Genomic DNA, 16,610 nt, shown 5'->3' with positions numbered 1-16,610 from the left:
CTGACGCCATGTCGGATTCACGGGAGCTGAAGTTCCGCAGGCTCGCCACCCAGCTCCGCGCGGAGATCCGCTCGGGTGTCTGGGCGTCCGGCGCGAAGCTCCCCACCGAGCAGGAGCTTTCCCACACCCGTGAGGTCAGCCTCACCACGGTCCGCCGCGCGGTGGACGAGCTGGTCGAGGAGGGGCTCGTGATCCGGCGTCAGGGGGCGGGCACCTTCGTGGCCGAGCACGCCCCGGCCGTCCGGGGCGGGGCCGCGCTGGTCGGCGTGGTCGTGCCGGACACCACGCTCTACTACCCGAAGGTCCTGGAGGGCATAGAGGAGGCGCTGGCCGCCGCCGGGGCACGGCTGATGCTGGCCTGCTCCCACTACCAGCCGGCGGAGGAGGAGGCCGCGCTGAGGCGCATGCTCGACTCCGGCGTGGACGGCCTGCTCGTCGTCCCCACGCTCATCGGCCGGGTGGACCCGGCGGCCGTCGTCGACCGCCTCACCAGCCTGCCGGTGCCCGTCGTGCTGATCGAGCGAGGCCTGGACGGCGCCGACGACCCCAGCGAGCACGTCCGCACCGACCACGAGGCCGGAGGCTACGCGGCCGTGCGCCACCTGGCCGCGCTCGGCCACAGCCGGCTGGCCCTGCTCACCCGCTCGGGCAACCCCACCAGCGCACCGGTCGGCCAGGGCTTCACAGCCGCCGTGACCGACCTCGGCCTGCGGGCCGCGGAGCCGTTCTCCGCGCCGCAGAGCGAGTGGAACCCCAGGGTCGCCGACGAGCAGGTGCGCCGCGTCACCGCCGGGGGCTCCACCGCCGTCGTCTGCTTCGGCGACCGCGAGGCCACCTTGATGGTCTCCGCCGCCCGGCGGGCCGGCCTGGCCGTACCGGGCGATCTGGCGATCGTCGCCTACGACGACGAGATCGCCGATCTGGCCGAGGTGCCGCTCACCGCCGTATCCCCGCCCAAGCGCCACCTCGGCCGCCACGCGGCCGAGCTCCTGCTCCGCCGCCTGCGCGAGCCGGACCTGCCCATGCACCGGGTACGGCTGCGCCCCGGCATCGTCGTGCGCCGATCATGCGGCGCCTCCTCGGAAGAGATGACAAGTGACTGAACTCCGTCTGGGCCTGATCGGCGCGGGCGCCGTCGGCGTGCTGCACGCCGAGGCGGCGCTCCGGGTGCGCGGCCTCCGGGTGGGCGCGGTCTGCGACCTGAACATGGAGACCGCGCGCCGGGTCGCCGCGCCCCACGGCGCGTCGGCGCACGCCGGCCACCGCGACCTGATCGCCTCGGGCGAGGTGGACGCGGTCCTGGTCAACACCCCGCACGCGCTGCACACCGCGATCGTGTGCGACGCGGCGGCGGCCGGGCTGCACGTCCTGGTCGAGAAGCCCATGGCGACCTCGCTGGCCGACTGCGACCTGATGATCGACGCCTGCGCCGCCGCCGGGGTGCGGCTGGCCGTCGGGCACATCCAGCGCTTCCTCCCCGACAAGGTCGCGGCGATGGCCGCGCTGGCGGCCGGGGAGATCGGCGAGCCGCTGCTGATGTCCGACCGGCGCGGCTCCGACTACCGGCCGGGCTCGCGGCCCGGCTGGTTCCTCGACCCGGAGCTCTCCGGCGGCGGCGTGTTCATCAACATCGGCGCGCACTGCGTGGACCGGCTGCTGTGGCTGTCCGGCCGCCGGGTCGAACAGGTGGACGCCTCGGTGAACGGCTCGCCGATCGAGACCGACGCCCTGGTCAGGCTGGCCCTGACCGGCGGCCTGGCCGCGCAGGTCGCGGTGACCAGCACCGGCCCGCCCGCCCAGCACGACGAGATCACCGTGGTCGGGGAGAGCGGCACGCTGTCGGTCTCCCCCCACCTGGGTACGGCGCTGCACAAGGACGGCGTGACGACCTGGCTGCACCGGCCGGACCCCGACGACATCCCCGCGGCCTTCGCCGCCCAGCTCACCGACTTCGCGGATGCCGTACGGGACGGCCGGGCGCCCGCGGTGGGCGGCGCGCACGGGCGGCACGTGCTGGAGGTCGTGCTGGCCGCCTACGCCTCGGCGGCGAGCGGAGCCCCGGTGCGGACGGAGTGCCTCGTTGGCCAGTCATGATCCCGGCCGGCCCAACGTCCTGCTCATCCTGAGTGACGACCAGGGCCCGTGGGCCCTGGGCTGCGCGGGCAACGACGACATCCACACCCCCGCCCTCGACGCCCTGGCGGCTTCGGGCGTGCGGCTGTCACGGTTCTTCTGCGCCTCCCCGGTGTGCTCCCCGGCCCGCGCGTCGCTGTTCACCGGGGAGATCCCGTCCCAGCACGGCGTGCACGACTGGATCAGCCGGGGGCACGTGGGCGACGACGGGGCGGACTTCCTGGCCGGGCGCAGGCTCTTCACCGACGACCTGCACGACGCGGGGTACCGGCTCGGCCTGGTCGGCAAGTGGCACCTGGGCGCCAACGACCGGCCCCGGCCGGGGTTCGTCCGCTGGCTGGCGCACGAGAGCGGCGGCGGGCCGTACCTGGACACCGTCCTCTACGACGGGGGCGAGCGGGTCGAGGCTCCCGGATACCTCACCGACGTGCTGACCGGCGAGGCGTGCGCGTTCCTGTCGCGCGAGGCGGAGCGCGAGGAGCCGTTCTACCTGTCGCTGCACTACACCGCGCCGCACACGCCGTGGAAGGGGCAGCACCCGGAGGCGTTCGAGGCGCTCTACGACGGCTGCGCGTTCGACTCCTGCCCGCAGGGGCCGCCGCACCCCTGGCAGCCGGTGGGCCCGGACGGGGCCCCGGTCGGCGGAGAGCCCGACGTGCGCGCCGCGCTGACCGGTTATTTCGCGGCGGTGTCGGCGATGGACGCCGGGATCGGCCGGGTGCTGTCCCGGCTGGCGGAGCTGGGGCTCACGGAGTCGACGCTGGTGGTCTTCACCAGCGACAACGGCTTCAACTGCGGCCACCACGGGATCTGGGGCAAGGGCAACGGCACCTTCCCGCAGAACGTCTACGACAGCTCGGTCATGGTCCCGGCGATCGTGAGCCAGCCGGGGCGCGTCCCCGGGGGCCGGGTGTGCGAGGCGCTGCTGTCGGCCTACGACCTACGGCCCACGCTGCTGGAACATCTCGGGCTTCCCGCCGCCGCCGGATCGCGGCCCGGCCGGTCGTTCGCCGACATCCTCGGAGGCTCGCCGGGCGAGGATCGGCCGAGGGTGGTGGTGTTCGACGAGTACGGGCCGGTCCGGATGATCCGGACCGAAGCCTGGAAATACGTGCACCGGCATCCGTACGGCCCGCACGAGCTCTACGACCTGGTGACCGATCCGGATGAGAGGCGCAACCTGGCCGACGCCCCCGAGGCGGCGGCCGTGCGCGCCGGCCTGGCCGGAGAGCTGGACGCCTGGTTCGCCCGGTACGTCGACCCGGTGGCGGACGGCAGGGGGCTGCCCGTCAGCGGGGCCGGCCAGGCCGCTCCGCTACGGCCGGGCTCCGGGCTCGGCGCCTTCGAGGCCGCGCCCTTCCCGACGGTCCCCCGGTACGGATGACCGGCGGACCCGGCACGGTGCCCCGTCCCGCCGTACGGTGGCCCCCGAGCGCCCTTCAAGAGAACGCGGAGACCGAATGAGACCGTCCTTCAGCACGCTGGGCCTGCCCGGCGCGGGGTTGTCCGAGGCGATCAGGATCGCGACGGCGTACGGGTGCGACGGGCTGGAGCTGCGTCTCCACCCCGACACCGGCGTCCACGTCGGCCTGCCGGGGGCGGGCGCCCGCCGTACGGCACCGCCCGCCGACCGGGCCGGGGTCCGGGCGGCGGTGGCCGCCGCCGGGCTGGAGATCTCAGCCCTGGCCGGATATGTCGGGATCTGCGCTCCCGGGAAGGACGGGCCGGTGATCGAGGCGCTGACGGCCGAACTGGTCCTCGCCGCCGACCTCAGGGCGCCCGGCGTGCGGGTGTTCCCCCGGGGGGAGGACCCGGCGGTCGGGGCGCGGCGGCTGAGGGCGGTCGCGCCGGAGGCCGCGCGGCTGGGGGTGCGGGTGCTGGTGGAGACGCACGACGCGATGCCCACCGGTGCGGCCGTGGCGCGGCTCCTCGACGAGGCGGGCGAGCCGGAGGCGGTCGGCGCCCTCTGGGACCTGCTCCACCCCTGGCGGCACGGTGAGAGCCCGGCGGACACGCTCGCGGCCCTCGGCGACCGGCTCGCCTACGTCCAGGTCAAGGACGCCGGCCCCGACCTGACCCCGGTCCCGCTGGGAGAGGGCGCGGTCCCGCTGGAGGAGGCGGGGGCGCTCCTGCGCGAGCGGGGCTACGACGGATGGGTGTCGCTGGAATGGGAGCGGACGTGGTACCCGCACGTCGCCCCTCTGGAGCAGGTGATCGCCGGGGCCGTGGCCTGGACGCACCGCTTCTCCTGAGCCGCCCCCCGCCGGACGGGCCGCTCCCCGCCGGAACGGTTCACACCCTTCCCCCGGCCCCACGGCGGCGGCCCGCCAGGATCCCGGAGGCCCTGGCGGGGCCGGCGCGGGACGGCGCTAACGGTTCGGCGGGGTGATGTTGAGGTTGCTGCCCTGCGGGACCGGGACCACCGAGACCTGGCCCTTCTGGATCGCCTGCCAGAGCACGGCGCCCTGCGGGCCGAGGACCTTGACAAGGTCCTTGATGGATTCGATCTCGGTGCGGACCTTGGCGTTGCGCTGGGCCTGGGCGACGTTCTCCGCCTTGGCCGCCTGCTCGGAGGCGAGGGCGCTCACCAGGGCCTCCGGCGGCTCGGGCTTCTGGATGGTCAGGGAGATGTCGGCGCACTCACCGCTGCCGGCGTAGTTCTGGTGGCAGAAGTAGTCGGCTCCGGCCGTCTCCTGGATGAACTGCCGGGCCAGCACCCCGACCCGCGCCTCCCAGTCCTGCTTCACCTTCGGGTCGTTGAACAGCCCCCGCCACTCGAACTCCTGCGACGCGGCGTCCAGCGCCCGGTCCAGCGGCACCCGCATGTAGATGTTGAGCATCCGCCCCCATCCCTCGGACTCGCCGTCCTCGTAGTAGGCGCGGAACTTCAGCCCGATCTTCTCGTGGAAGCGCTGCAGCGTCTTGCAGTCGGTGTTCAGCGTGAACGTCGCCACCCCGGACACGGTCATCTCGACGTTGTCCTTGGAGACGACGGACAGCGGCTTGGACTCGGCGCGATCTCCTCCGGAGAAGTCAAAGGTCCGCTGGCCGAACGGGTAGGAGTAGGCCGTGTCGCCGGGGCCGAGCAGCGTGGCGCCGCTGGAGGGGTTGATGCACCTTTCGAACTTGATGGCCTCGAAGGTGCCGCCCGCGTAGTGCAGGACCACCTCGTCGGGCTGGGTGCTCACCCGGGAACACCCGCTGAGGACGAAGCCGGACACCACCACCACCGCGACCGCCAGCAGGAACCCCTTCAGCAGCAGCCGTCTGCCGCCGGCCTTCTGCGCCTTCTGCGCACTCATCGCATCTCCCTTTGCCTCCGCTTTGCTCCCGTTTTGTCGAAGGCGGATCCTAGTACCGTCATGCCGGGGCGAGGGCGCGGACAACCCCGCTCGCGCGGATCGACGTCGGAGAGATACGTTCAGCCGCCGACGAGCCGCCGGCACCGGCGTGAGCGGGCTTCCGTGCCGCCCCGCCCCCGACTGGAGACCGATCATGAAAAACGGGGAACCGGGAGGCTCCGGGTGGCGGAGTAGGGGATGAGGGCGCGGATGCGCCCCGGAAGGAACTCCCCTGATGACTGGAAGAAACGGGTGGTGACGCTGGCGCTCCCCCAAGAGGCCGGAACGCCCATGTTGTCCCCGCCCTCCGACGACGCGGCACTGATCAAGGAGTCGCTGGCCGACCCCGACCGGTTCGCCGGGCTCTTCGACCGGCACGCCGACGAGATCCACCGCTACGCGGCACGGCGGCTGGACGACGTCACCACCGCCGACGACGTGACAGCCGAGACCTTCCTCGTCGCGTTCCGCAAACGGGCCCGATACGACCTGGGCAGGACCGACGCCAGACCCTGGCTGTACGGCATCGCCTCGAACCTGATCTCCGGCCACCGCAGGGCGGAGACCCGCAGGCTCAAGGCACTCGCCCGGCAGGCTCCGGAACCGGCCGCCGAGTTCGAGGAGCGCAGCGCGGAGCGGGTCACCGCCGACCAGCTCCGGCCCGCGCTGGCCGCCGCGCTCGCCAGGCTCGGATCCGCCGAGCGGGACCTGCTCCTGCTGGTGGCCTGGGCCGAACTGACCTACGAGGAGGCCGCGCAGGCGCTCGGCATCCCCATCGGGACCGTGCGGTCCCGGCTCTCCCGCACCCGCGCCAAGATCCGCCGCTCACTGGAGTCACACGCATGAACAACGACGAGATCGAGATGGTGGCCGGCCTCCGCCCGGACGTGCCGCCGTACGCCCCCGAGGCGAAGGGCGCGGCCCGGCGGGGGCTGGCCGCGGCCGCCAGGGGCCGCAGGCCGCTGTGGCGCAGGCCGTACACGGTGATGCTGGCCGGAGCGCTCGCGGTGGCGGCCGGGGTGACCGTGACGGTCACGCTCACGGCGCCGGAGCGGGAGGTGGGCGGCACCGAGGTCGTGGTGGCGATGCCCGAGATCGCCCCCATGTCGGCGAGCGAGGTGCTCGGCAGGGCCGCGCGGGCCGCCGCGCGCGACGACCTCGACCCGCGCGACGACCAGTTCGTCAAGGTCGAGTCGCAGACGATGTACGGCTCGTTCTCGTTCGGAGCCTCGGGCACCGGCTCCGGCGGCGACACGGAGTCCGAATCGCGGTATCTCTACCGGAGCAAGCGGGTGATCTGGCAGTCCGCCGACGGGACGAAGGACGGCGCGCTGAAGATCGAATATCTGGAGCCGCGCGCCTATCCCGGCTGGCCCATCCCGCCGAAGGCCTACGACGACCGCGGCACCGAGTGGCACCGGCTGCCGGCCTGCGTCGGGCAGCCCGGCCGGACGCGCACCGACTACGCGAGCCTGAAGAAGCTGCCCTCCGACGCCGAGGCGATGCGCGCCCACCTCTATACCGGTGAGCCCGGCGACGACCTCAAGCTCAAGGCGACCGATGCGCCCGGCGGAAAGTCCAGGGACGCGGCCGCGTGGACCGCCGCCGGCGACATGCTGCGGGAGAACTACATGCCTCCGGCTCAGCGTGCGGCGCTGTTCGAGGCCGTGGGGACGATCCCGGGGGTCGACGTCGTGCGGGACGCCGAGGACGCGGCGGGCCGCAGGGGCATCGGCGTGGGCCGGGTCGGTCAGGCGGGCGTGCGGGAGGATCTGATCTTCGATTCGGAGACCTACGAACTCCTGGGCGAGCGGGGCGTCGTGGTGGACGAGAAGGCGGCCGAATCACCGGCGGGCAGCCTGGTGGCCTCGACCGCCCAGCTCTCCGTCACCGTGGCCGACTCCCCGCCCGAGGTGAAGGACGACGCCGCCGGCTGCCTCTAGGGTCCGTCGCGCGGCTCTGGAACCGTTCCCGCCCGCCCACACCCGCCATCGATGCCACACCGCACTCGGAGGCCCCCGACCAGCCGTGTCGACAGCGCCGCGGGTCGATACGGCTAGCGGACGCGGCCCCGGGGCTTCAGGCGGGTCGTCGGGAGGGCGGGGGCGGGCAGAGGGGCGCCGTCGAAACCCCGGACGGTGCCGAAGGTCTCGCCTTCCGCCCACCCCTGCCGGAAGGCGGCGATCTCGTCGTGGCTGCGGCCGACGAAGTTCCACCACATCACGATCTCCTCCTCGAACGGTTCGCCGCCGAGCAGCAGGAAGCGGCCCTGCCCGCTCACCTGGAGGTCGGACCGGCCGCAGCCGAGATAGAGCAGCGTCCCGCGCTCCAGCCGCGCGCCGGCCACCTCGACGTCGCCGGACAGCAGGAGGGCGGCGTGCTCGAACCCCGGCTCCACCGGCAGGGCGGCACTGCCGGAGATCACGACCTCCGCGCCGAGCAGCGGCGTGTAGGCGCGGGCCGGAGAGGTGGCTCCGCCCAGCGAGCCCATGATCACGGTGACCTGCGCGCCGCCCTCGGTCAGGACCGGCAGGCCGGCGTGGTGCTCGAAGTGCGGGGCCACGTGCCTGTCTCCGTCGGGCAGGGCCACCCAGAGCTGCACGCCGTGCAGCAGCGTCTCGGCCGACTCCTCCGACTCCTCCGAATGGGAGATGCCACGCCCGGCCGTCATCAGGTTGAGCCGCCCCGGCCGTACCTCCTGCAGGCTGCCGAGGCTGTCGCGGTGCAGCACCTCACCCGAGAGCAGCCAGGTGACCGTCTGCAGTCCGGCGTGCGGATGCGGCGGCACGCGCATGGCGGCCGCCTCGGGGCCGTAGTCGTCGATGAAGCACCACGCGCCGACCATCCGCCGCCCTCGGGTGGGCAGCGTGCGGGTGACCGTCATCGCGCGCGGCCCGCCCAGCGCCACCGCGTGACCGGTCAGCGGCTCGACGACCGGCCCGGCCGCGGCGGCCGCGGCGCATCGGATCTCCTGCGGGGCTGTCTCCAGGTTGCTCACCCCCAGACTGTACGGCCGGCGGCGGCCTGGGAAGCACGGCCCCGGCCTGGCCTCCATTCCGGCGGAACCGGTCCTCCCGGGCCGGGGCGGCTCCCGCCGGGAGCCCCGGTCAATCGTCGACCGTGTGGACCGGGAAGCCGGAGGGCGAGCACCACACCTCGATCTTGACCTCGGTCTCCTCCGACTCGAACTCCACGCGGACCCGCCGGTCCGATCCCCGGTCCACGTCCTTCGTCTGGAAGCCCTGCGCGGGACTCCAGGTCCGCAGGGTCACCAGCCCCTTCTCGCACCGGGCGATCGCGGTCCCGCCCTCGGTGCTGATCAGCCCGCTCCGCTCCGAGGGTCCGGCCGGCGCGGCAGACGCCGGACGGGTCGCCGCCGTCGGGTGGGTCGCGTCGGGGGTCGGATGGGCCGTGACCGCCGTCGGGTGGATCGCGGCCGCCGGGGTGGCGGCGGCGAGCGCCTCGTCGATCTCGGCGGCGGAGAGCGGGCGGTGCGCGGAGGACGTGAGTGACTCACCCAGGAGGCCGATCACCGCGACGCCCGTCGCGGTCGCGAGGGATCCGGCGATCAGCCATCCGGCCACGGCGAGAGGAAGGGGGCTGCGCACGTGTCCACTTTCGCACCGCGAACACTAAGACGCGGTTAAAGCCCTGATAACGAACTTATGCCGCAGGTCATGACCGGGTTAACGTAGCGGCAAATGTCCAATGTGCTGCTCATCGAAGACGACACCACGATCCGCACCTCGCTGACCCGGGGCCTGCGCGACCGCGGCCACGCCGTGTCGTCCGCCTCCGCCGCCCTCGACGGTCTCCGCCTGGCCGTCGAGGAACGTCCCGACCTCATCGTGCTCGACCTGGGCCTGCCCGACCTCGACGGCCTCGATCTGCTGCGCATGCTCCGCGCGGTCAGCCGGATCCCGGTGATCGTGGCGACCGCGAGGGACGGCGACGCGGAGATGGTCAGGTTGCTGGACGCGGGAGCCGACGACTACGTGGTCAAACCGTTCAGCGCCGCCCAGCTCGACGCCCGGATCCGGGCGGTGCTCCGGCGGACCGGCGAGAGCCGTACCGACAGCTCGGTGACCGTCGGCGGCCTGCGGGTGGACCCGCGCACCCGGGAGGCGAGCCTGGACGGCGCGCCGCTGGACCTCAGCCCCAAGGAGTTCGACCTGCTCCACTACCTGGCCGCCCGGCCGGGGGAGGTGATCACCAAGCGCGAGCTGCTGACCCACGTCTGGCAGATCCCGTACGGCGGAGCCGACAAGACCGTGGACGTCCATCTGTCCTGGCTCCGCCGCAAGCTGGGTGAGACCTCCTCCGAACCCCGCTACCTGCAGACCGTACGCGGTGTGGGCGTGAGACTGGCCGCCCCGGTATGAGGCGCTGGCTGGCCCTGCTGGTCGCGGCGACCACCTCGCTGGTCCTGATCGCCCTGCTGGTCCCGCTCGCGCTGCTGGTCCGCACGGTGGCCGAGAGCGGAGCGGTGAGCCGGGCCGGGAGCGAGGCCGATTCGGTGGCGATGGCGGTGGGCTCGGTGGACGCCGACACCTTGCGGCTCACCACCGAGCGGGCCGCACACCCGGTGACGGTCTTCCTCCCGGACAGGCAGGTGATCGGCGCCCCCGCCCCCCGGTCCGCCGCCGTCGAACTCTCCTCCCGGGGCCGCAGCATCACCGCCGCGGTCCCGGGCGGCCGGGAGATCCTCGTCGCGGTCCAGGGAGTTCTCGGTGGCACGGCCGTGGTCCGGGTATACCTGAGCGACGCCGACCTGTCCGAGGGCGTGGCACAGGTGTGGGCCGGGCTGGCGGCCCTCGGCCTGACCCTGATCGGGGTGGGCATCCTGGTCGCCGACCGGCTCGCCCGCGCGGTGATCAGACCGATCTCCTCGCTGGCCGGGGTGTCGCACCGGCTCGCCGGCGGAGACCTGTCCGCGAGGACCGTGCCCGGCGGCCCACCGGAGGTCCACGCGGTCGGGCTCGCGCTGAACCACCTCGCCGAACGCATCACCGGCCTGCTCTCCGAGGAGCGGGAGAACGTGGCCGACCTGTCCCACCGGCTGCGCACCCCGCTGACCGGGCTGCGGCTGGAGGCGGAGTCCCTGGGCGACCCCGGGGAGGCCGCCAGGATCGAGGCCCGGGTGGACGCCCTGGAACGGGCCGTCACATCGGTGATCGTCGAGGCCAGGCGGCGGGCGCAGGACCAGGCCCGATGTGACGCGGCGACGGTGACCGAGGCCCGGGTCGCGTTCTGGTCGGTGCTCGCCGAGGACCAGTCGCGTCATTTCACACTCCACCTGGCCCCCGGCCCGCTCCACGTCGCGGTCGCCGCCGACGATCTTGCCGCCTGTGTGGACGCGCTGCTCGGCAACGTCTTCGCGCACACCCCCGAGGGGGTCTCCTTCGCCGTACGGCTGGAGCCCGCCCCGGGCGGCGCGCTGCTGAGCGTCGCCGACGCCGGACCCGGCTTCGCCACACCCGCCCTCCTGGCACGCGGTGAGAGCGGCGCCGGATCGACCGGGCTCGGTCTCGACATCGCCCGCCGTACGGCGGAGTCGTCGGGCGGCTCCCTGTCCCTCGGGACCTCCGGGACGGGCGGCGCGAGCGTGACGCTGTTCTTAGCGGAGGCTTAGCGCGGCCCTATCTTGATCGCGGCGAACCTGGATCCATGAAGCAGATCACCAGAATCACCATCGCGACCATCGGAACCGCCGCCCTCCTGGCCGGCGGGGGCGGCATCGCCCTCGCCGCAGGCCAGACGGCCGCCTCCGCCGCCTCGGCCACAGCAACCACCACGACCGCCGCCGCACCGGCCGCGGTGGCGGACATCTCCTCCCGCAAGGCCGTCCAGATCGCCAGGAAACGCGTCCCCGGCGGGCGCGTGACCGAGATCGAGCGCGAGTGGGAGCACGGTCACTCCGTCTGGAAGGTCGAGCTGCGCAAGGGCGGCTGGGAGTACGACGTCTACGTGTCGGCCAAGAGCGGCAGGATCATCAAGTTCAAGCGGGACTACGACGGATAAGCCGACCATCCGCCGCCCCCGGCTGGGCAGCGTGCGGGTGACCGTCATCGCGCGCGGCCCGCCCGGCGCCACCGCGTGACCGGCCAGCCGTCCGGGAGCACGGCGCGGGCGTGCTCCCTTCACCGCTGGAGGTATGACGCTGTTTTGGCGGAGGCTTAACGTGGCCCTACCTTGATCGCGGGAACTCTGGATGCATGCAACAGATCACCAGAACCGCCATCGTGACCATCGGAACCGCCGCCCTCCTGGCCGGCGGGGGAGGCGTCGCCCTTGCCGCGGACCGGGCGGCCATCCTCTCCACCGCCACCGCCGCGCCGGCCGCCGTGACGGAGATCTCCTATCAGAAGGCCGCCCAGATCGCCAGGAGCCGCATCTCGGGCGGGCGCGTGACCAAGATCGAGCGCGAGTACGAGCACGGCTACGCCATCTGGAAGGTCGAGCTGCACAAGGACGGCTGGGAGTACGACATCTACCTGTCGGCCGAGTCCGGCACGATCGTCAAGTTCAAGCGGGGCAGCGGAGAGTGATCAGCAGGAGTTCAACACGGTCTGCATGGCGTCCTTCTCCGCGGACGTCACCCACAGGTCGTATTTGATCTTGACCTCGATCTGGCGGGAGACGTAGGTGCACCGGTAGGTGCGGCGCGGCGGCAACCAGGTCGCCGCGTCACCGGCCCCCTTCTGGCTGTTGAGCGGACCGTCGGCGGCCAGCAGGTTCAGCGGGTCGTTGGCCAGTTCCTTGCGCTTGCTCACCGGCCACTGCTGGGCGCCTTTCTGCCACGCGTCTGCGAGGGCGACCACGTGGTCGATCTGCACGTCCATGCTGGTCTTCTGGCCGCGCTCGAACTTGATGGTCTTGCCGCTGTAGGGGTCGTCGAGGATCCCGGTCAGCACGATGCAGTCATGGGTGCCCTGTTTGAACGTCTCGTCCTTGAGGTCGCGCTTGAGGATGTCGTTACGGGTGTCGCAGCCGTTGTGGTCGACGTCCGACCACGCGGGGCCGAACTTGTCCCGGTCGTAGCCGGTCATCGGAGCACGGCCCTTGACCTGCAGCTTCTTCAGGTCCTTGAGTGCCGCGGCAGAGGACTTCCCGCCGCCGGCGGACTGGTCTCCGGTCCCCTGCCCCGCGAGGCCGCAGCCCGCCAATGTGAACGCGATCGTCACGACGACCGCACCTCGTCCCAGTGCCGATCGCACCATGCCACCTCTCACGCCCACCCACTACCCATGAAGTGGCAAATTACCTCATATATCGATGAGATCGCGGAAGCGGTGGCCGGGCAGGCCGCCGGACGCCGGGGCCGGGCCGGCTGCGGTACGGCCGGCCAGCGGACCACGGTGACCGCCGGCCGGCCCGGCCCGCGGAACGCCACCGGGCGGCCCCGGAGCGCCGGGAGGAGATCAGACGCGCCCGTAGGAGTCTTCGAGACGCTCGATGTCGTCCTCGTCGAAGTGGCCGAAGGCGATCTCCAGGATCCGGGTGGCCCGCCCCGCGGAGCTGAGGCGGTGGGTCTGGCCCGCCCGGATGAGCACGCGGTCGCCGACCGAGGGCTCGATCCGCTCACCGTCGATCTCGAACACCGCGCCGGGGTCGAGAGCGACCCACAGCTCGTCCCGATGCTCGTGCCTCTGCAGGCTGAGCCGCTGGCCGGGAGCCACATCGATGATCTTCACGGTGGACGGCTCGTTGAGCGTGTAACGCTCGAACCCACCCCAGGGGCGCTCGTCGCGAACAACCGCGCCGAGCCTGTCGATCTTCAGCAAGATGCCTCCACCCGCTTCCATTAAGTGACAGGAACTCTCGCACTCATGCGTAACGGATACACATGTTCCATGAAACCGGACGTTTAACTGGGGTAATACGATTACCTGCGATATCCGGGAGACCTCAGGTGATGAGGATTCCGCCGTCCACCGGAATCACCGCCCCGGTCACGTAGGAACCGGCGTCCGAGGCAAGGAAGACAGCCGCCGCGACCAGCTCGGCCGGATCACCCGGACGCTTCATCAGAACGCGGTGTTCGAGCTGCCACGCCATGTATCCCTCGGCGTACTGCTCGGTCATCTCCGAGGCGAAGAAGCCCGGCTCGACACAGTTGACCCGGATACCGCGCCGGCCGGTCCACTGCTGTGCCAGGTCACGGGTGAGCCCGACGACGGCCGCCTTGGAGGCGCTGTAGGCGGCCTGCGGCAGTCCCGCGGTGGTCTCCCCCAGGATGCTGCCGATGTTGACGATCGAGGAGCCGGGTCTCATGACCCGGGCGCAGGCCTGCGCCATCCAGTAGGTGCCGTGCAGGTTGATCTCCACGACCTGCCGGAACTGCTCGGGCGTCTCCTTGAGCGCGGGCACGGCCGTACCGACGCCGGCGTTGTTGATCAGGATGTCCACCGCGCCCAGCTCGGAGACCGCCGCCTCGACCAGCGCCTGGCAGTCTTCCGGGCTGGTCACGTCGGTCGCCACGGCCACACACCGCCTGCCGGTCTCCTCGACCAGGGCGCGGGTCCGCTCAAGGCGGTCCTTGCGGCGCGCGCCGATGACGATGTCGGCGCCCGCCTCGGCCAGGCCCCGGGCGAAGGCGACACCGAGCCCCGAGGAGGCTCCGGTGACGATCGCGACCTTGCCGTCCAGCCGGAATCGGTCCAGCATCCGGATCCTCCTCTTGTGCACGGAACCCTCCGGGCGGAACTTTCGCCCCCGAAGATACAGAACGAGATTCTAGAGGCGGAAAGCGCACCGCCCGTGAGGGGGTTCCCCACGGGCGGTGCGGTGAGTCCGAAGACGGGGGTCAGGACGCCCGCCACGGTCCTACCGGCGCGCGGGGCCTGACGGGACCGCGCCTACAGGCCGTACTCCTTGGTGATGCGCTCGTGCCGCTCCACCTCGACGTCGACGGTCTTGGCCAGGTCGAGCCAGGCCAGCGGGTGCACCCAGCGCTCGGTGGCGTCGTCGAGCAGGGCGTCCACCTCGACCGGCGTGACGTCCGGCGGGACCGCGACCCAGCCGAACACGCCGGGCAGCCGCTCGCCCGAGGTCGGGTGGGTCACGGTGTAGTTCTCGTCGCTGTAGACCCACATCGGCCAGCCGCGCTCGGCCATGACCTCGTTGAACTCGGTCCAGTCGGCCTCGCTGGGGGCCGCACCGTCGAAGAACCAGCTCGTGTAGCCACCCGGCCGGAGCATGCTGACCGCGGCGAACGGCGGGATGAAGCCCTCCTGGTCCTCCGCCTTCTCCGGGAGCGGCTCCAGCAGCTGCGGGTCGAAGACGACCAGGTCGCCGGCGTTGTATTCCATGCCGGGAGGCTGCGGGATGGCCAGGCGGGCCGTCGCGGGGCCGGTGCGCAGGCTGATGACCGCGCGCTGGCTGCCGTCGGGGGCGGGCAGGATGATGCGCACCAGGCCCATCTCCTCCTCGACCGGCCCCTCGGTCGACTGCAGCGGCATTCCGATCTTGGCGGCGCCCGCGCGGACGGTGTCCCAGTCCTCGGCGGCCGTCGCCATGGTGATCATCCGCCAGACGTCCTCGGGCTCGATCTCCTCGGAGTCGAGGAGATCGCGCAGGATCCCGGCGCCCTTGGTGTTGTCACCGGTCTGCTGCACGGCGGCCGACCACAGGCGGCGCGCCTCGATGCCCGCACCGGCGGCGACCGCCGCCTCGCCCTCGGCCGCGGCCTGCTCCCAGCGCTCCCGCGCGCGGTGCAGCCGGCCCAGGGCCAGGTGGCGCTGGGCGGCGGGGAGCCGCTCGGCCATCTGCTCCAGGCGCTCGTCCTGGCGGGCCTCGATCAGCAGGCCGGTGAGGTAGGAGACGTCCTGCGGGTCGGCGGTCTCGACGTCACCGGACTCGACCAGCATGGTCCAGTAGATGTCGGCGCCCTTGGCGGGGTAGCCGAGGAAGCCCAGCGTGGTGGTGTGGCGCCGGGTGGCCTCCAGGTTCCGCCCGGACAGCGGGGCCAGCCAGCCCACCCAGATCTCCGGGTCGGCGTTGAAGCCGTCGGCGGCGTCGAAGTAGCCGACCAGCTCGTCCTGGGGCCCGGGGGCCTTCTGCGGGGTGACCCCGTCGACGGCGGCGCGCAGCGCGGCGATCCGCTCGGCGACGTCGCCGGGGCTCTTGAGCTCACCCGCGGCGGACTCGGCGATGTCGGCCAGCAGGCGGGCCTGCCACACACCCTGGCGGGCAACCGCCAGGTCACCGGCGATGAGCGCGAGCTCGACCCGGGGACGGTAGCCGCCCATCATGGCGAAGTAGTCGATCCACTGCTTGAGCACCCGGCCGAGCTGCCAGCTGTTGGTGATCTGCGCGGATCCGGCGAGCTTGCGGATGGCGTGCGCCCACTCGACCCAGTCACGCGGATGCTCGCCGACCACGTCGAGGTCGGGCAGGGCGTCGACGGACTCCGGCACCCGGTCCAGGGTGGCGAGCACGAGCGCGCGCAGCACGCCCTCCCGGTGGGCCTTGGCCACCGGGTCGTCGGGCTTGAACCCGGTCGCGGCGTCCAGCGCGGTCAGCGCGTCCTCCGCCCGGCCGGCGGCGAGGAGGGCGCGGACCGAGGCGGCCCCCAGCTCCCAGCTCGCCTCACGGCCGGCGTCGCCCAGCCTCGCCACGGCGGACTCGGCATGGGTGATCGCCTCCTCGACGCGACCGGCGTCCACCAGGGCCGCGACATACTGCTCGGCGATGGCGGAGAAGGCCAGCGAGTCGGGCTCGACCTCGACGGCGGCCAGAGCCGCCAGCCGCTCGGCCGCGTAGCCGGGGCCGTCGGTGTTGGCCTGCGCGATGGCCAGCGCGGCCACGGCGCCGGGGGCGGCCGGGCACTCACGGACGTCCTCGCGGCCGGCGAACTCGACGAGCGTCTCCGCGTCGGCTATCGCGACCGCGCCCTGGGCGCGGTCGCCGACGCGGCCGATCAGGTGCCAGTAACGGGCGTAGAACTCAAGCCAGGGCAGCTCCAGGTTCTCCGCCTGCTGCGCGATGGCCGGCGCGAGCACGTCGAGCTGCGAGTATCGGCCTTCCAGCGCCTGCGCGGGCACATCGCCGATCGCCATGGCCAGACCGGTGTGCCCGTCTTCGTGCAGTTGCCGCTGGGTGTCGCCGACCCAGGCCCAGATGTCCACGTCCATG

Annotated in this window: 17 protein-coding genes; 10 read left to right on the top strand and 7 right to left on the bottom strand. The window is 72.6% G+C overall.

Annotated elements, in window-relative coordinates; all coding sequences use genetic code 11:
* Positions 1–8: 8 nt before the first annotated feature.
* The 4 genes from SROS_RS10895 to SROS_RS10880 all read left to right on the top strand — a co-directional run bounded on the left by SROS_RS10895 (position 9) and on the right by SROS_RS10880 (position 4,385).
* A complete protein-coding gene (locus SROS_RS10895; protein WP_012888979.1) occupies positions 9–1,103 on the top strand; it encodes a GntR family transcriptional regulator in 1,095 nt (364 codons plus the stop codon).
* Complete coding sequence (locus SROS_RS10890) at positions 1,096–2,094, top strand: Gfo/Idh/MocA family protein (protein WP_012888978.1); 999 nt, start codon at positions 1,096–1,098, stop codon at positions 2,092–2,094. Before SROS_RS10895 ends, SROS_RS10890 begins: the two co-directional genes overlap by 8 nt.
* A complete protein-coding gene (locus SROS_RS10885; protein ID WP_012888977.1) occupies positions 2,081–3,517 on the top strand; it encodes a sulfatase family protein in 1,437 nt (478 codons plus the stop codon). The genes SROS_RS10890 and SROS_RS10885 overlap by 14 nt, the downstream gene beginning before the upstream one ends.
* 76 nt (positions 3,518–3,593) lie before the next feature.
* Complete coding sequence (locus tag SROS_RS10880) at positions 3,594–4,385, top strand: sugar phosphate isomerase/epimerase family protein (protein ID WP_012888976.1); 792 nt, start codon at positions 3,594–3,596, stop codon at positions 4,383–4,385.
* A gap of 117 nt (positions 4,386–4,502) precedes the next feature.
* Here the strand turns inward: SROS_RS10880 and SROS_RS10875 are convergent, their stop codons facing one another.
* Positions 4,503–5,435, bottom strand: a complete 933-nt coding sequence (locus SROS_RS10875) for an SPFH domain-containing protein (protein ID WP_012888975.1) — start codon at positions 5,433–5,435, stop codon at positions 4,503–4,505.
* Positions 5,436–5,684: 249 nt separating this feature from the next.
* Here SROS_RS10875 and SROS_RS10870 point away from each other — a divergent pair, with 249 nt between their 5' ends.
* Both SROS_RS10870 and SROS_RS10865 read left to right on the top strand, forming a co-directional pair.
* Positions 5,685–6,320 carry an RNA polymerase sigma factor gene (locus SROS_RS10870; RefSeq protein ID WP_012888974.1) on the top strand — a complete coding sequence of 212 codons (636 nt, stop codon included), beginning with the start codon at positions 5,685–5,687 and terminating at the stop codon, positions 6,318–6,320.
* Positions 6,317–7,417, top strand: a complete 1,101-nt coding sequence (locus SROS_RS10865) for a CU044_5270 family protein (RefSeq protein WP_012888973.1) — start codon at positions 6,317–6,319, stop codon at positions 7,415–7,417. The genes SROS_RS10870 and SROS_RS10865 overlap by 4 nt, the downstream gene beginning before the upstream one ends.
* Before the next feature lie 113 nt (positions 7,418–7,530).
* Here SROS_RS10865 and SROS_RS10860 read toward each other — a convergent pair whose 3' ends face one another.
* Both SROS_RS10860 and SROS_RS10855 read right to left on the bottom strand, forming a co-directional pair.
* Complete coding sequence (locus SROS_RS10860) at positions 7,531–8,472, bottom strand: pirin family protein (RefSeq protein WP_043655256.1); 942 nt, start codon at positions 8,470–8,472, stop codon at positions 7,531–7,533.
* Positions 8,473–8,581: 109 nt separating this feature from the next.
* A complete protein-coding gene (locus tag SROS_RS10855; protein WP_043651777.1) occupies positions 8,582–9,082 on the bottom strand; it encodes a hypothetical protein in 501 nt (166 codons plus the stop codon).
* 93 nt (positions 9,083–9,175) lie between these two features.
* Here SROS_RS10855 and SROS_RS10850 point away from each other — a divergent pair, with 93 nt between their 5' ends.
* The 4 genes from SROS_RS10850 to SROS_RS10835 all read left to right on the top strand — a co-directional run bounded on the left by SROS_RS10850 (position 9,176) and on the right by SROS_RS10835 (position 12,022).
* Positions 9,176–9,856: a response regulator transcription factor gene (locus SROS_RS10850; RefSeq protein WP_012888970.1), complete on the top strand. Its 681-nt coding sequence runs from the start codon at positions 9,176–9,178 to the stop codon at positions 9,854–9,856.
* Positions 9,853–11,106, top strand: coding sequence for a sensor histidine kinase (locus tag SROS_RS10845; protein ID WP_012888969.1), 1,254 nt, complete (start codon positions 9,853–9,855; stop codon positions 11,104–11,106). The genes SROS_RS10850 and SROS_RS10845 overlap by 4 nt, the downstream gene beginning before the upstream one ends.
* A gap of 35 nt (positions 11,107–11,141) precedes the next feature.
* Positions 11,142–11,495 carry a PepSY domain-containing protein gene (locus tag SROS_RS10840; protein ID WP_012888968.1) on the top strand — a complete coding sequence of 118 codons (354 nt, stop codon included), beginning with the start codon at positions 11,142–11,144 and terminating at the stop codon, positions 11,493–11,495.
* 221 nt (positions 11,496–11,716) lie between these two features.
* The gene (locus tag SROS_RS10835) at positions 11,717–12,022 is read left to right on the top strand and encodes a PepSY domain-containing protein (protein ID WP_245564606.1); all 306 of its coding nucleotides are present in this window, start codon (positions 11,717–11,719) and stop codon (positions 12,020–12,022) included.
* On the opposite strand, the gene SROS_RS10830 is transcribed toward SROS_RS10835, so the two are convergent.
* The 4 genes from SROS_RS10830 to SROS_RS10815 form a co-directional block, all read right to left on the bottom strand.
* Entirely contained in the window at positions 12,023–12,658 is a 636-nt protein-coding gene (locus tag SROS_RS10830; protein ID WP_012888966.1) for an HNH endonuclease family protein, read from the bottom strand.
* Positions 12,659–12,895: 237 nt separating this feature from the next.
* Positions 12,896–13,258, bottom strand: a complete 363-nt coding sequence (locus SROS_RS10825; protein ID WP_245564605.1) for a phosphomannose isomerase type II C-terminal cupin domain — start codon at positions 13,256–13,258, stop codon at positions 12,896–12,898.
* Positions 13,259–13,382: 124 nt separating this feature from the next.
* On the bottom strand, positions 13,383–14,141 hold the full coding sequence (locus SROS_RS10820; RefSeq protein WP_012888964.1) for an SDR family NAD(P)-dependent oxidoreductase: 759 nt from the start codon (positions 14,139–14,141) through the stop codon (positions 13,383–13,385).
* 191 nt (positions 14,142–14,332) lie between these two features.
* Entirely contained in the window at positions 14,333–16,609 is a 2,277-nt protein-coding gene (locus SROS_RS10815) for a tetratricopeptide repeat protein (RefSeq protein ID WP_012888963.1), read from the bottom strand.
* Between the last annotated feature and the right edge of the window lies 1 nt (position 16,610).

This window comes from Streptosporangium roseum DSM 43021, assembly GCF_000024865.1.
In the GTDB taxonomy this organism is placed as follows: domain Bacteria; phylum Actinomycetota; class Actinomycetes; order Streptosporangiales; family Streptosporangiaceae; genus Streptosporangium; species Streptosporangium roseum.
The sequence above is the reverse complement of the archived record's forward strand: the minus strand, read 5'-3'. Positions and strand labels throughout refer to the sequence as shown.